The sequence below is a fragment of the Okibacterium fritillariae genome, assembly GCF_052783725.1.
This window is the reverse complement of sequence record NZ_CP199917.1, coordinates 2,756,853-2,771,324: the sequence shown is the minus strand read 5'-3', so window position 1 is coordinate 2,771,324 and position 14,472 is coordinate 2,756,853. Positions and strand designations below refer to the sequence as shown.

The window sequence follows — 14,472 nt, the reverse complement described above, 5'->3', positions numbered from 1 at the left end:
CCACATGTCTATTTTTCGTTCAGGTTTATCGCGCGCAACGGTCGCCGCGGTCGGCCTTGTTGTTGTGGCGAGTTCCGCATTCGTCGGCGCACCCGCCTACGCGTCGGCAGCATCGGCGCTGCCCCAGAATGCGGCCTCCGGTTCGTTCGCCGCTGTCGCCACTGCGGTCGCGGACCAGGTGAAACCCGAGGTCTCGCGCATCGCGGGCGCCGACCGGTTCGCTAGCGCCGTCGCTGCATCGGGCGCTTGGGCTCCCGGCGTCGATTCGCTGTTCATCGTCAACGGTGTCTCCTACGCCGACGCGCTGTCGGCAGGGCCGGCTGCCGCTCACCAGAACGCTCCGCTTCTGCTGGTCGCGCCCGATTCGGTGCCTGACGTCGTGATGACGGAGATCAAGCGTCTGCGCCCGAACAAGGTCATCATCATCGGTGGAGAGAACGCGGTGAGCCGTTCGGTCGGCTCGCGAATCGGCCGAGAGGCTGGGGTCGCCACCGTTGAGCGTTATTCCGGTACTGACCGCTTCAGGACATCGCAGGAAGTAGCTTCCTACATTTGGCGTGACACGCTTGCCACCGAGGCTTTCCTCGCAACGGGGTTCAATTTCCCGGATGCTTTGTCCGCCGGCGCTGCGGGCGCGGCACTCGATGCGCCCGTCATCCTGGTTGACCCTCGGCAGCCCGCGGATTACCCACTGACGGCGACCCTGAACGGGTTGGGAGTCGAATCTGTGCTGGCTGTGGGTGGGCAGAATGCCGTTCCGGACGCCTTCCTGGATTCCGTCGACGAGAAGGTGAATGGTGAGGTCTACAGGATCTCCGGCGACGACCGTTTCCAGACGTCCGCCGCGATCGCGGACGCGGTTTTCGAACAGACGGATATCGCGTACTTGGCCGTCGGAACGAACTTCCCCGACGCCCTGGCCGGCACGGCCCTCGCAGGTAAGACAGCTTCGCCGCTTTTCACGGTGCGTCAGAACTGTATTCCGGCCGTCGTGAACGATGCTCTTGTTTCACACGGTGTCCGGCGAGTGGTGTTGCTGGGCGGGGAGAATGCCCTGAGCCGCGACGTCGAGGCGCTCACGGTGTGCGCATAAGCGAGGGAATGCTTGAGTTGACCGTCTGTCCCCGCGGGGGCGGGCGGTCATTTCTATCATCCGCGCTTTCATCGAGTGCCATCGAGTAACGCAATAAGCGTGCGTCACCCGGCGCATGTGAAACGGCCGCTCACCGTGGAGGTGGAGCGGCCGTTTCGAGGTTGTTGCGTGTGCGGAGTGCGCAGCGAACGGGCGGCGGAGCGGGGCTCTACGCGCGCTTGGGTTCGTCGCGGTTGACGTCGTCGCCGACGTACTCCGACCACTTCGACAGTTCGTCGTTGTATTCGTCGGATGGGTGCCCTGTGAGCTCTCTCTCGAGAGCGTCATAGTTGACATCAGGACTGAAGGACTTGAGCTCACGTGCGATCTTCGTGTGCTTTGCCTTTTGACGGCCGCGCCCCATGCGAGACCCCCTCACGAATCAGTTGCCGAACGGATGGTGCCGCCCGGAGGTTTCACCAACCAGGGAACGATAAAGACTAAACGCCAGCTTATCATGTGGCGTGAACGCTAACGCCCGGCGGAGACGAGTCCCAGCCGGTATGCAGGAGTGGAGGCGCAGTCTCGGCGCCGACTCCGTGTGTCAGGATACCGCAGCTCGGGGTCGCACGCCGCGGCATCCGTTCGTCTGATCGGTGTGGCCCCTATCGCAACCTCTGTCGCCGGGACACGACGTCCAGTCCCATCGCGAGCGTGAACCAGAAGAGCGCGAAGAGGATGCCGATGAAACCGACGTCTTGCCCGGACATCCAGAGGCCCGCCCCGAGGGCGAAGAATGTCACCGCCAGCGCGAAGCACGCGATCGCGGCCACGGTCCAGGCCAAGATGCGTCGGTGCAGCGGGGTGCGTGCGACATCCACGGCACCAGCATGGACCCCGAAATCGCCGATGTCGACCAGTGGGGTGGCGCGACATCCGATGTTCACCTGCCGTTGGGATGACGCGGGAGAGACGCAGGACTTGACTGTCTGGGTGCGGCAGCGAGCCGCCGCCCGCGGTCCGTCGCCGCAGGGGAAGGAGCGTCTCGATGGATGTCCTCGTCACCGTCATGTTGGTCGTCGCCATCGCCCTGGTGTTCGACTTCACGAATGGCTTTCACGACACCGCCAACGCCATGGCCACCTCGGTCGCGACGGGGGCGCTCAAACCGCGAGTGGCCGTCACGATCTCGGCGGTGCTCAACCTGGTGGGCGCGTTCCTCAGCACCGAGGTCGCCAAAACGATCTCGGGTGGCATCATCAACGAGGGGGATGGCGGCGTGGCGATCACGCCCGTCATGATCTTTGCGGGGCTCGTTGGAGCCGTGCTCTGGAACGTCGCCACGTGGTACCTCGGCCTCCCCTCCAGCTCGACGCACGCGCTCTTCGGTGGCCTCATCGGCGCCGCGATCGTCGGGGCCGGTTTCGACGCCGTCAACTTCGGCGCGGTCGTCTCGAAGGTGCTGCTGCCGGCGCTCATCTCGCCGCTCGTGGCCGGGGCCATCGCCCTGCTCGCCACCTACCTCGCCTACAAGATCACGAAGAACGCGAGCATCCGCGGGTCGGAGGCCGGGTTCCGGCACGGGCAGACCATCTCGGCGTCACTCGTCTCGCTCGCCCACGGCACGAACGACGCGCAGAAGACCATGGGTGTCATCACGCTCACGTTCATCGCCGCGGGCTACCAGCAGAGCGGCACGGGCCCTCAGTTCTGGGTCATCGGGGCGTGTGGTCTGGCGATCGCACTCGGCACCTACCTGGGCGGATGGCGCATCATTCGCACCGTGGGCAAACGCATCACGGACATCACGTCGCCGCAGGGGTTCGCGGCCGAGACCAGTTCGGCGGCCACCATCCTCGTGTCGTCCCACCTGGGCTTCGCGCTCTCGACCACACAGGTCACGTCGGGCTCGATCGTGGGCGCGGGGCTCGGCAAGAAGCTCGCGTCGGTGCACTGGAACGTGGTCGGCAAGATCGCCATCGCCTGGGCCTTCACCCTGCCGGCGGCTGCCATCGTCGGCGGGCTCGCGGCCTGGGCAGCCTCACAGAGCACGGCTGGTCTCATCATCGTCGCGGTGCTCGCCGTTGCCGGCGGCCTCACGTTCTACGTGCTGTCGCGCCGCCACCCGGTCACGCACGAAAACGTGAACGAAGACTCATCCGCCGCCGGTGACGCCGATCCCGCCGCGCCCACCGAGAAAGCAGGGGCCTCCGCATGACGAACTTCCTGGGCATCGACTGGGGCGCGTTCGCCCTCGTCTTCGTGGTGGCGCTCGTCGCCACGGCCGTCATCGTCTCGTCGTTCGCCACGGCCCTGCGCCTGCTCGCGGCCGGAAGCGATGTCGGGCACCGGCCGCCCGCCGCCACCGTCGGCGCCTACGCCTGCTTCGCGGTCGGAGTGGCTGCGGTCCTCTACGGTCTCTACATGATCATCCCTCAGTTCCACTGAGGAACCGGCGAGGGTCGCCGCCGGCTCAGCGGTCGGCGGTGACCCAGATGGCTCGGGCCGCCGGCATACCGAGTTCGCGCTCGACGGTTGAGGCGGGTTCGCCGACGCGCACCGAGACGGTGCCCGCGAAGTCGCGGTTGCGCACGACCGTGACGGGGTGGTCGAGGCCCAGGCCCAGCTCGTCGAGGTAGCGCAGGATGTCGGGGTCGTCGTCTGAGATGCGCACCACCACGCCCGCGGTGCCGTCGGGCAGGTCGCTCAGCCGCACGGCGTCGGGCAGGTGCGGGTCGCCGTCGGCCGACGGGATCGGGTCGCCGTGCGGGTCGCGGGTCGGATGCCCGAGCTTCTCGTCGATGCGCTCGATCATGTTGTCGCTCACGGCGTGTTCGAGCACCTCGGCCTCGTCGTGCACCTCGTCCCAGCCGTAGCCGAGCTCGCGCACCAGGAACGTCTCGATCAGCCGATGCCGGCGCACCATCGAGATGGCGTAGCGGCGGCCGCGCTCGGTGAGCTCGATCGAGCGGTAGGGCGCATGTGTGATCAGCCCCTGCTCGTCGAGCCGCTTGAGCGAATCCGACACGGTCGACACGGCCACGCCCAGCTGAGCGGCGAGCGACTTCACGGTGGCATGCTGCCCGGGCCATTCCTGGCTCGACCAGATGAGCTTCAGGTAGTCCTGCGCGGTGTTGGAGAGGTCGGAGACTGCCACGTCCCCATCATAGGGAGCTACTTCTTGCTCTTCACGGGTCCGCGCGGCACGGCCTTCTCGGGCCGCACGGGCTCGCCGCGTCGTTCCTGTCCGGGCAGCGGCCGCGACCGGCGCCCGTAGATCAGCTCGGACGAGTCGAGCAGCCACGGCACGATCGTCACCGACACACCGTGCATGAGCAGCAGCTGCTGGCGGATGCGTTTGGCGCGGCGGTTGTGCAGCAGGCTCTCCCACCAGTGCCCCACGATATACATCGGCATGTAGACGGTGACGACCTCGGAGCCGTGCTCTTCGCGGTGCGCCTTGATGTACTTCAGCACGGGGATGGCGAACTCGCGGTACGGCGATTCGAGCACCGTCAGCGGCACGTGGATGTTCATCTCCGACCACTGCTTCTCGAGCTTCTTCGTCGACTCCTCGTCGACCGCGATGTGCACGGCCTCGAGGCTCGCGTGGTTGGCCGCGATGGCGTAGTCGAGCGCCTTGAGCGTGGGCTTCTGCATCCGGTTGACGAGCACCATGGCGTGGTCGCCCGAGGCGCCGAAGGTGGTCGTGGGGTCGACCTCGATCTCCTTCTCGACATCCCGGTAGTAGCGGTTCACGCCGAGCATGAGCGTGTAGAGGATGGGCATGAGCACGAAGACCAGCCAGGCGCCGTGCGTGAACTTGGTGATGGTCACGACGATGAGCACGGATGCGGTGAGCAGCGCGCCGAATGCGTTGATGGCGAGCGACGGCCAGATCTCGCGGGGCTTGGCGTCGTGCTGCCTGAGCGCGCGCAGCCAGTGCTTGACCATGCCGATCTGCCCCAGCGTGAACGACACGAACACGCCGATGATGTAGAGCTGGATGAGCTGCGTGAGGTTTGCCTGATAGACGACGAGGATGACGCACGCCGCCAGGCCGAGGATGATCATGCCGTTCGAGAACACGAGGCGGTCGCCGCGCGTGTTGAGCGAGCGGGGAGCGTAGGAGTCGCGGGCCAGCACGGCGCCGAGCAGCGGGAAGCCGTTGAACGCCGTGTTGGCGGCCAGCAGAAGCACGCACGCCGTGACGGCCTGGATGAAGAAGAAGGGGATGCTGTTGGCCCCGAATACGGCCGTCGCGACCTGTGCCATGAGGCTCGGCTGCGGGGCGGTCTCGCAGTTCGCGAAGCCCTGCAGGTGGCACGCGTTCTCGGCGTAGTGCACACCCGAGATGAGCGCCAGGGCGGTGAGGCCGGCGAACAGAACGATGGCGGTTCCGCCCATGAGCACGAGCGTGGTCTGCGCGTTCTTGATCTGGGGGCGGCGGAACGCGGGGACGCCGTTGGAGACGGCCTCGACACCCGTGAGCGCCGAACATCCGCTCGAGAAGGCGCGCAAGAGCAGCAGGATGAAGGCCGCCTGGGTCAGGTTCTCGCCCTGCACGGTGTAGGAGGCGCTCTCGGCCACGGGGGCGTCGCCGAACAGGGTGCGCACGAGGCCGGCGACGATCATGACGAAGACGCTGGCGATGAAGAGGTAGGTGGGAATCGCGAAGGTTTTGCTCGACTCGCGCACGCCCCGCAGGTTCACGGCCATGATGACGAGCACGAAGCCCACGGCGATCTCGATGCGATAGGGGTTCAGCATCGGGATGGCCGAGATGATGTTGTCGACACCCGAGGCCACCGACACCGCCACGGTGAGCACGTAATCGACGAGCAGGGCGGATGCGACGATCAGGCCGGCCTTCTCGCCCAGGTTTTTGTGGGCGACCTCATAGTCGCCACCGCCGGAGGGGTAGGCCTTGATGAGCTGCCGGTAGCTCGCGACGACGACGAGCAGCAGCACGATGACGGCCACGGCCACCCAGGGGGCGAAGCTCAGGAACGCCAGGCCGCCGAGCAGCAGGATCATGAGCAACTCTTGCGGGGCATAGGCCACGGACGAGAGCGCGTCGCTCGCGAAGATCGGCAGAGCGAGCCGCTTCGGCAGCAGCTGCCCCTCGAGTTTTTCGGTGGGGAGGGGTTCACCGATCAGCCAGCGTTTCGCCGACCGACCCTCTTGTTGCGGCTCGCGCCCGTCTAGTGTCACGAGCGGCGATCCTACTCCTGTGTGGGGCCGCCGCCTAGCCGTCGGAGGTCGGTGTTTACGCGGTGTTCGGCGGCGGTATCGTGAGGCCCCCTCGACCGGGGGTCGGCGGGCGCGCGGCAGTTCGCTGCCGACATGCAGCTGAGCCCCGACCAGCGTTCGGTCGGGGCTCAGCGCGCTGTCAGACAGCGGATGCCGAAGGTCAGCGTTTGCGCAACCAGATCACCAGATCGGCCAGACGTGAGCGCAATTCGCGCACGTCGTCGCTCGACAGCGAGCCGTCCGCGGCGCGGCGCCGCAGCTCGGCCCGGATCTGCTGTCGGGCGTCGTTGAGCGATAGCTCGGCCTCGCCGAGCGCCAACCGCGCGGCGACCCGCGGGTCGAGCCCGTTCGCGGAATCGCTCGATGCATTGCCGAACGTGTTGCCCGATCCGTTGCCCGACGAGTTGGTCGAGGAGTTGCCCGCGGCGCTCGCCGACGCGTTCCGCTCGGAGTCTGAGCCGGCACCGGTTGCGTCAGCGTGAGGTTCGTTGTCCGCGAATCCTGCCCCGGGCGATGCGTTGCTCGCCGAGGCGCCGGAGCCGGAGGCGGAACCCGTCGTCGTGGAATCAGTCGTTCGGTTGTCATTGTCGGATGCGGTCGTGCCGCCGGGGGAGCCGTTGCCAGTGCGATTCGCATCGGGCGTGGTGCCGGAGGCCGCGCTGCCGCGGCCGTGCTCGGTGCGCGCCGAAGCGTCGCCCCACGGGTTGCCGAACCCCCAGTCCGACCACGACTTCTTCTGACCGTGCGGTTCGGGCTCGCGGGCCGCCGAGGCGAGGTCGGCGCGCAGGCTCCGCATGGCGACGCTCACATCCGATCGCACCTCGTCGGCCAGGCGGCGCACCGAATCGGTGACCTCGTTCTCGATGGACGACAACTGATCGGCCTTGGCGGCCAACTCGGCGCGTCCCGCATCCGTGATCGTGTAGATCGACTTGCGGCCGTCGGTGGTCTTGGTGACGAGCCCCTCCTCCTCGAGCTTGGCGAGCCGGGGATAGATGGTGCCGGCGCTGGGGGAGTAGGTGCCGCCGAAGCGATCGGTGAGCGCCTGGATGAGCTCGTAGCCGTGTTTGGGTGACTCCTGCAGCAGGTGCAGGAGGTAGAGGCGCAGGCTGCCGTGCGCGAAGACGGGGGTCATTCGGCGGGGCTCGCGGGTGCGGAGGGGGCGAAGGGCTCGGCCGGGTGGTCTGACCCGGAGCCACCGTGCGCGGACGATGATGACGTGGCTTGCGCCGACGCGGACGTGGCCGAGGGGGTGTGGCCCGCGTCATCCCGATCGCGTCGCAGCACCGAGATGTCGCCCGAGACCGAGTTGGCCGCGATGTCGACGTAGAAGCTGTCGTCCGAGCCGATGGTGGTCGTGTTGTAGCCGCGGCCGCGCGTGCTCGTGATGACGTTGCCGTCGAGACGCAGCGCGCCCGTGACGGTGTTGGCCACGTAGCGCGCGCCGAGGCCCGGGTCGATGCGCGCGGTCAGGGCCCCCGAGACGGTGTTCGACGAGATCTTGTCGACGGGGCCGCGGATGTCGAGGAACGTGTCGGCCGTGATGCCGTCGGCCGAGAACCGCTCGATGCGGCCCGTGGCCGTGATGTCGCCCGAGACGGTCTGTACGTCGACGCGCCCGGTGTGGTTCTGGATGCTGACCTCACCGCTCACGCTGTGCACGTCGATGTTGCCCGTGATGCCGTCGAGCTGCAGTTCTCCCGACACGGTGCTGAGCTTGGCATCGCTCGTCAGCCCTGTGACGAGGGCGCCGGCCGTGACGGTGCCGAAGGTGAGGGCCACGGCGCGGGGCACGAGCAGGCTGATGGTGGCCTTGGCCGAGTTGGGGCCGAAGTTGCGGAACACCTCGAGGAAGTTGTTCCAGGCCACCTGGGGGTGGTCGATGTCGAGGCGGTCGCCGTTGATCTCGATCTTCAGGTCTTTGCCGTGCACCTCGTGCACCTCGATGCGGGCGGTCTCTTCGTCGTGTCCGACGAGGTTGATCTGGCCGCCGGCGAGGGCGACCTTGAGCGAGCGCACGATGCCGAGATCGATGACGCGTTGTTCGCCGGGGCGGACGATCCATTTTTCGAGGGTCATGACGGGCCTTTCTTGGGCGATTCTCGGTCGAGGCTCGGTCGAGCTATATCGCGTGTGTGAACTCACGATATAACGCGTTCCACAGGAGGGCAAGGGCTCACATTGGACGCGAAGGTTATTCGATCGTTTCGCGTCAGATCTTGACGGCGGGTCGCCGCGCAACACACCCTGGGTCGAGAACAAGGAGACCCGATCGTGGCAGAGAACGAGGAGTTCGACGGTGTGAGCGGCCCAGTCGGATCAGGTGGCCCAGACGGCTTCGGTGGCCGAGGCGACAGTGGTTTCGATGACGGCGTGCACCGCGACGAGGTCGAGTGGCTGTGGGGTGCGCAGGCGTATGCCGACTCCGCCGCGTGGTGGCGCGGGCTCGGCGAGGAAGGCCGTCGGGCGCTGCAGGCCGACACCGAGGCGCTCGACGAGACGTGGCAGGATGCGGCGGCGCGCGGCATCCCGGTCGGTGGCGACGAGGCGCAACGACTCGCCGGCCGGCATGTGCGCTGGCTCGAGGCGGCGACCGAGGGGCACGAGGTCGGCGCGGCCTATCTGACCGGTCTCGGCGACATGTATGTGGCCGACGAGCGCTTCTGGCCGAGTTACGGGGATGTCGCGGGCGCGGCGTTCGTGCGTGACGCGCTGGCCGTCTACGCCGAGCGCAACCTGCGGTAGGAGCGCCGCACTCAGTTCGCGGGCGAGTCGATCGTCGGATGCGCCGAGGGTGGCACCGTCCCCTGGAGGGCGGCCTCCCGCTGGGCGGCCTGCTTCTCGGCGCGCGTCGGCGGAACGGGCAGGCGGAAGAACGGGATCGTATAGGTGCAGAGCGGCCCGATCAGTGCGGCGAAGAGAACGGTGCCGATGCCGAGGTTGCCTCCGAGCAGCCATCCGATGGTCAGCACGGTCACCTCGACGATGGTGCGACCGACCCAGATGGGCCAGCCGGTGCGCTGGTGGATGCCCGTCATGAGACCGTCGCGCGGCCCGGACCCGAAATGCGCCCCGATGTAGAGGCCCGTCGCGACGGCGAGGAGCAGGAGCCCCGCGGGGAAGAGCAGGATGCGCACCCACAGGTCGAGACCCTCGGGGATGGCCCACAGGCCGATGTCGGCGCTCGGCCCGACGAGGAGCACGTTGAGCACGGTGCCGATTCCGGGCTTCTGCTTCAGCGGAATCCACAGCAGCAGCACGATTGCGCCGACGCCGATCGTGATGGTGCCGAACGGCAGACCCGTCTTGAGCGAGATGCCCTGCGTCAACACATCCCACGGCGAGACGCCGACCGCGGCGCGCACGATCAGGGCGATCGCGATTCCGTAGAGGAAGAGGCCGAGGAGGAGTTGCAGGATGCGGCGGGTCATATGTACATCCAATTGGCAAAGTGGCCTTCCCGCAAGATGCCAATTCGGCTAATGTGGCCCCATGACTGCGCGACGGCTCGGTGCCGCATCCCTCGAATCGCTGCTCGGAGAATGGCGCAACGGCGGCGCGGCCAACGAAGACCTGGCCGATCGGTTGCGCCTGCTCATGGTCGACGGCCGCATTCCCGTCGGCACGCGGCTGCCCGCGGAACGGGAACTGGCCGCGCGCCTGAGCGTGAGCCGTACCACCGTGGCCTCCACCTACGGCCGCCTGCGGTCGGCGGGCTACCTGGCGAGTCAGCAGGGGTCTGGCAGCGAGGCGCGGCTGCCGCAGCATCCGTTCGGGCGTCCGGCGGCGGGAATGGAGGCTCCCGACACCATCGACCTCACGAAGGCGGCCATGCCGTGCGCGCCCCAGGTGGCGCCCGCGGTGCTGCGCGCGGCCGAGCAGCTGCCCCTCTTCGCCGCCGACTGGGACTACGACGCCGTGGGGCTGCCGCACCTGCGCCAGGCCATCGCCGATCGATATACGGCGCAGGGTCTGCCGACCGAGCCCGACGAGATCCTCGTCACCATCGGCGCGCAGCACGCGATCGGTCTGCTCGCGCGCGTGTTGGTCTCGCGCGGCGACCGCGTCGTGATCGAGGCCCCCACCTATCCCCATGCCCAGCGCGCCTTCATCGAGGCGGGCGCCCGGCTGGTGCCTGTCTCGGTGACGGCCGACGGCGGGTGGGATGCCGAGGCGCTGCAGCACGCGTTCGAACGCACCAACCCGCAGCTCGCCTATCTGATGCCCGATTTCCACAACCCCACGGGTGCCAGCATGTCCGCCGCGGAGCGGGACCGCATGTTGCGGGCCGCCGCGCGGCAGGGCACGACCGTGCTCGTCGACGAGACCACCGCCGAGCTCGACATCGACCGTGACGGCGTCGACAGCCGGTTCGTGCCGGTCTCGGCGGGAGACACGGGCGCCACGGTCGTGAACGTCGGCTCGATCGGCAAGACCGTGTGGGGCGGGCTGCGCATCGGATGGATCCGTGCCGATCGTTCGCTCGTGGCCCGCCTCGTCGCCGCGCGCTCGAGTCTCGATCTCGGCACCCCCATCCTCGAGCAGCTGGCGGTGGCCGAGCTGATGCCCGAGCTCGACGAGATCATCGCCGCGCGCCGCGTGCAGTTGCGCCGGTCGCGCGATCGCGTCGAGGAGTTGCTCGCGGCGCGCTTCCCCACGTGGCAGGTGCCGCACGTCGCGGGCGGCCTGGCGGTCTGGGTGGGCCTCGGCCAGCCGGTGAGCAGCGCGCTCACCCTCACGGCGCGTACCTCGGGTCTCGTCATGGCGGCGGGCCCCTGGTTCGGGTCGGATGGCGCGTTCGAGCGTTTCTTGCGCGTGCCGATCACCTACCCGGTCGACACGCTCGAGCGGGCCGTCGAGCGCCTGCACGCCGCCTGGCTGGCCGTGGGTGGCGCCCGCCGGCCCGTGATGCCCTCTGCGAGCACGCTCGTGTAGTCGCGGCGTGCGGTGCTGCTGTGTATATCAGTATGCTGAATGCATCGCGCGATGTGCGCGTTCCCCTGCACCGGGAGAGACATGTATTCGCTCGCCGCCCTCAGCCTCACCAACAAGGCTCTCATCGCCCTCGCCACCGCCGTCGTGGCGCTCTTCGGCTCACTCGCCCTCGGGGCGTTGAAGCAGGAGCTCGTGCCCAACGTGCAGTTCCCCCAGATCGTCATCGTGACGGCCTACCCGGGAGCGACGCCCGAGGTGGTCGACGACGACGTATCCGCCCCCATCGAGGCGGCCATCAGGGGCGTGCCCGGTCTCGAGTCGTCGAGCGCGACATCCAGCACCGATCAATCGGTCGTCACCGCCACGTTCGCCTACGGCACCGACCTGGCGGCCGCCGAACAGAAGCTCGGCCAGGCGATCAACCGCATCGCGCTCGAGTTGCCGGAGGACGTCGACCCGCAGGTGGTCTCGGGCAGCATCGACGACCTCCCCGTCATGCAGATCGCGGTCACCTCCGGCGGCGACCCCTCGGCGCTCTCGACACGCATCCGACAGACGGCTCTGGTCGACATCGAGGATGTCGCGGGCGTGCGCGAGGCGCAGCTCGTCGGCCAGACGCGGCAGCGCGTCACGATCACGCCGGACTCGGCCGAGCTGGCCCGCCGCGGACTCACCACCCAGGCCGTCACCGACGCGCTCGCGGCCAACGGAAAGCTTCTCCCCGCCGGCGACGTCTCCGACCGCAGCAAGACGTTCACGGTGCAGACGGGCAGCACACTCGCGTCCGTCGACGACATCGCGGCGCTCCCACTCGTCGCCGAGGGGTCGCAGCGCTCCCGCGCGGTCGTGACCGTCGGGGACGTCGCCGCGGTCGCCCTCGGCGACGACCCGCGCACGTCGATCTCACGCGTCGACGGCAAACCCGCGCTCACCATCGCCGTCACGAAGCTGCCGTCGGCCAACACCGTCGAGGTGTCCCGCGCCGTGCGGGCGCTGCTGCCCGGCCTCACCACCGCGATCGGTTCGGATGCCGCCCTCACCGTGGTCTTCGACCAGGCGCCGTTCATCGAGCAGTCGATCGAGACGCTCGCCATCGAGGGCCTGCTCGGCCTGGTCTTCGCCGTGCTCGTCATCCTGCTGTTCCTCGTCGACGTGCGCGCCACGATCGTGACGGCGATCTCGATCCCCGTCTCGGTGCTCATCACTTTCATCGGGCTGCAGGCGGGCGGTTATACGCTCAACGTGTTGACGCTCGGCGCCCTGACGATCGCGCTCGGCCGCGTGGTCGACGACTCGATCGTGGTGATCGAGAACATCAAACGGCATCTCGCCGACGATGTGCGGCCGCGCCACGGCGCCGCCGAGCGGTCCCGCGCCATCCTGTCGGGGGTGCGCGAGGTGGCCGGGGCCATCACCGCGTCGACTCTCACGACCGTCGCGGTGTTCCTGCCGCTCGCCTTCGTGGGCAACATCACGGGCGAACTCTTCCGGCCGTTCGCGCTCACCGTGACCATTGCCTTGCTCGCCTCGCTGCTCGTCGCCCTCACGATCGTGCCCGTGCTCGCGTTCTGGTTCCTGCGCGCCCCGGCTGCCGCGGCGTCCGAGAGCCCGGCCGACGACCTCGAGCATCCCTCGCGCCTGCAGAAGGCCTACCTGCCCATCATCCGCTGGACGATGGCGCATTCGGTGTCGACGCTGCTGCTGTCGGCGCTCGTGCTCGTGGGCACGTTCGCGCTCACCCCCCTGATGAAGTCCAACTTCCTGGGCGACACGGGCCAGAACGTCATCACCATCACCCAGACCCTCGACGCGGGCGCCAGTCTGCAGGCTCAAGACGACGCGGCCGCCCTCGTCGAGGCCGAGCTGGCCGGGGTCGAGGGCGTGGCCAGTGTGCAGCTCTCGATCGGGTCGAGCGGATCGGCGCTGCGGGATGCCTTCGCGGGCGGGTCGCCGGGCGCCGTCACCTACTCGATCACCACCGACGAGGGCGTCGACCAGGAAGGGCTCCGGGTGGCGGTGCGCCAGCGGCTCGAGGGCATCCACGGGGTCGGCTCGTTCGAGGTGGCGGGTTCGGGCTGGGGCGGGTCGAGCAATATCGAGGTCGACGTGACCGCCGTCACGAGCGACGACCTGGTCGCGGCGAATGCGGCGATCGTCGCCGCGCTCGCGGACGTCGACAGCGTCACGCAGGTGGTCAGCAACCTCAGCGCCACCCGGCCCTACGTGGGCGTGCAGATCGACCGCCGCCAGGCAGCGGCGGCCGGCTACACCGAAGCCGCGCTGGGCGCCCTGGTCGCGCAGGCCACCCGACCCACCGCGGCGGGTTCGGTCGAGATCGGCGGCAGTTCGCTGAAGGTCTTCGTGCAGTCCGATCGGCCGGCGGCCACCGAGGCCGAGCTCGCGGCGCTCGAGATCCCGACCGCGACGGGGCCGGTGCGGCTCGATACCCTGGCGACGGTCGGGCTGGTCGAGGGGCCGGCATCCCTCACGTCGGCCCAGGGCGCGCGCACCGCGACGGTGAGCGGCATCCCCGCCGACGACAACATCGCCGCGGTGAGCGCACGCGTGCAGTCCGCCATCGACGGCGCCGCGCTTCCGGCCGGCGCGAGCGCGACGCTCGGCGGCATCACGGCGAGCCAGGGCGACGCGTTCGGCGATATGGGACTGGCGCTCCTCGTGGCCATCCTGATCGTCTACATCGTCATGGTGGCCACCTTCCGGTCGCTGCGGCAACCGCTCCTCTTGCTCGTGTCGGTGCCCTTCGCCGCCACCGGAGCTATCGCGCTGCAGGTGGTCACCGGCATCCCGCTCGGCGTGCCCTCCCTGATCGGGGTGCTCATGTTGATCGGGGTGGTGGTGACCAACGCCATCGTGCTCGTCGACCTCGTCAACCAATACCGAGCGCGGGGGATGTCCGTGGCGCGGGCCGTGGAGCTCGGTTCCGCCCGGCGGCTCCGCCCGATCCTCATGACCGCGCTGGCCACCATCCTGGCGCTCACCCCCATGGCCCTCGGCGTGACGGGACACGGCGGGTTCATCTCGCAGCCGCTCGCGATCGTCGTGATCGGGGGGTTGCTGTCGTCGACGGTGCTGACGCTCGTCGTGCTGCCCACGCTCTACGCGCTGGTCGAGGGGGCCGCGCAGCGTCGCGCCGAGACGAGTTCTTAGAAGAGTGCTCAGGTCACCGTTACCCGCCGTGTGACAGAATTCGA

General features: G+C 68.6%; 12 protein-coding genes and 1 pseudogene. 6 read left to right on the top strand and 7 right to left on the bottom strand.

All coding sequences use genetic code 11. From position 1 onward, the window contains the following. The first annotated feature begins 4 nt into the window (after positions 1–4). Complete coding sequence (locus tag ACUWEX_RS12705; protein ID WP_445996471.1) at positions 5–1,093, top strand: cell wall-binding repeat-containing protein; 1,089 nt, start codon at positions 5–7, stop codon at positions 1,091–1,093. 208 nt (positions 1,094–1,301) lie between these two features. Here the strand turns inward: ACUWEX_RS12705 and ACUWEX_RS12700 are convergent, their stop codons facing one another. Both ACUWEX_RS12700 and ACUWEX_RS12695 read right to left on the bottom strand, forming a co-directional pair. Then, positions 1,302–1,496, bottom strand: a complete 195-nt coding sequence (locus tag ACUWEX_RS12700) for a DUF3073 domain-containing protein (protein WP_077054989.1) — start codon at positions 1,494–1,496, stop codon at positions 1,302–1,304. 241 nt (positions 1,497–1,737) lie between these two features. Beyond that, complete coding sequence (locus ACUWEX_RS12695; RefSeq protein WP_445996470.1) at positions 1,738–1,953, bottom strand: hypothetical protein; 216 nt, start codon at positions 1,951–1,953, stop codon at positions 1,738–1,740. Positions 1,954–2,120: 167 nt separating this feature from the next. Between ACUWEX_RS12695 and ACUWEX_RS12690 the strand changes: the two genes are divergently transcribed. Next, on the top strand, positions 2,121–3,290 hold the full coding sequence (locus ACUWEX_RS12690) for an inorganic phosphate transporter (RefSeq protein ID WP_079728555.1): 1,170 nt from the start codon (positions 2,121–2,123) through the stop codon (positions 3,288–3,290). Then, a complete protein-coding gene (locus ACUWEX_RS12685) occupies positions 3,287–3,520 on the top strand; it encodes a hypothetical protein (protein WP_445996469.1) in 234 nt (77 codons plus the stop codon). The genes ACUWEX_RS12690 and ACUWEX_RS12685 overlap by 4 nt, the downstream gene beginning before the upstream one ends. A gap of 25 nt (positions 3,521–3,545) precedes the next feature. On the opposite strand, the gene ACUWEX_RS12680 is transcribed toward ACUWEX_RS12685, so the two are convergent. The 4 genes and pseudogenes from ACUWEX_RS12680 to ACUWEX_RS12665 all read right to left on the bottom strand — a co-directional run bounded on the left by ACUWEX_RS12680 (position 3,546) and on the right by ACUWEX_RS12665 (position 8,404). After that, entirely contained in the window at positions 3,546–4,229 is a 684-nt protein-coding gene (locus tag ACUWEX_RS12680) for a metal-dependent transcriptional regulator (RefSeq protein ID WP_445996468.1), read from the bottom strand. A 17-nt stretch (positions 4,230–4,246) separates the two neighbouring features. Next, positions 4,247–6,286: an APC family permease gene (locus ACUWEX_RS12675; RefSeq protein ID WP_445996467.1), complete on the bottom strand. Its 2,040-nt coding sequence runs from the start codon at positions 6,284–6,286 to the stop codon at positions 4,247–4,249. Between the two features lie 772 nt (positions 6,287–7,058). Beyond that, positions 7,059–7,460, bottom strand: a pseudogene (locus ACUWEX_RS12670) (PadR family transcriptional regulator); the annotation flags it as partial. Beyond that, positions 7,457–8,404 carry a DUF4097 family beta strand repeat-containing protein gene (locus ACUWEX_RS12665; protein ID WP_445996466.1) on the bottom strand — a complete coding sequence of 316 codons (948 nt, stop codon included), beginning with the start codon at positions 8,402–8,404 and terminating at the stop codon, positions 7,457–7,459. The pseudogene ACUWEX_RS12670 and the gene ACUWEX_RS12665, both read right to left, overlap by 4 nt. A gap of 195 nt (positions 8,405–8,599) precedes the next feature. Here ACUWEX_RS12665 and ACUWEX_RS12660 point away from each other — a divergent pair, with 195 nt between their 5' ends. Further along, the gene (locus ACUWEX_RS12660; protein ID WP_445996465.1) at positions 8,600–9,070 is read left to right on the top strand and encodes a TipAS antibiotic-recognition domain-containing protein; all 471 of its coding nucleotides are present in this window, start codon (positions 8,600–8,602) and stop codon (positions 9,068–9,070) included. 11 nt (positions 9,071–9,081) lie between these two features. Here ACUWEX_RS12660 and yczE read toward each other — a convergent pair whose 3' ends face one another. Next, positions 9,082–9,756, bottom strand: coding sequence for a membrane protein YczE (gene yczE / locus ACUWEX_RS12655; RefSeq protein ID WP_079728547.1), 675 nt, complete (start codon positions 9,754–9,756; stop codon positions 9,082–9,084). A 61-nt stretch (positions 9,757–9,817) separates the two neighbouring features. Between yczE and yczR the strand changes: the two genes are divergently transcribed. Together yczR and ACUWEX_RS12645 are read left to right on the top strand one after the other, a co-directional pair. Next, complete coding sequence (yczR, locus tag ACUWEX_RS12650; protein ID WP_445996464.1) at positions 9,818–11,260, top strand: MocR-like transcription factor YczR; 1,443 nt, start codon at positions 9,818–9,820, stop codon at positions 11,258–11,260. 81 nt (positions 11,261–11,341) lie between these two features. After that, complete coding sequence (locus tag ACUWEX_RS12645) at positions 11,342–14,428, top strand: efflux RND transporter permease subunit (protein ID WP_445996463.1); 3,087 nt, start codon at positions 11,342–11,344, stop codon at positions 14,426–14,428. The last annotated feature ends 44 nt before the right edge of the window (positions 14,429–14,472 follow it).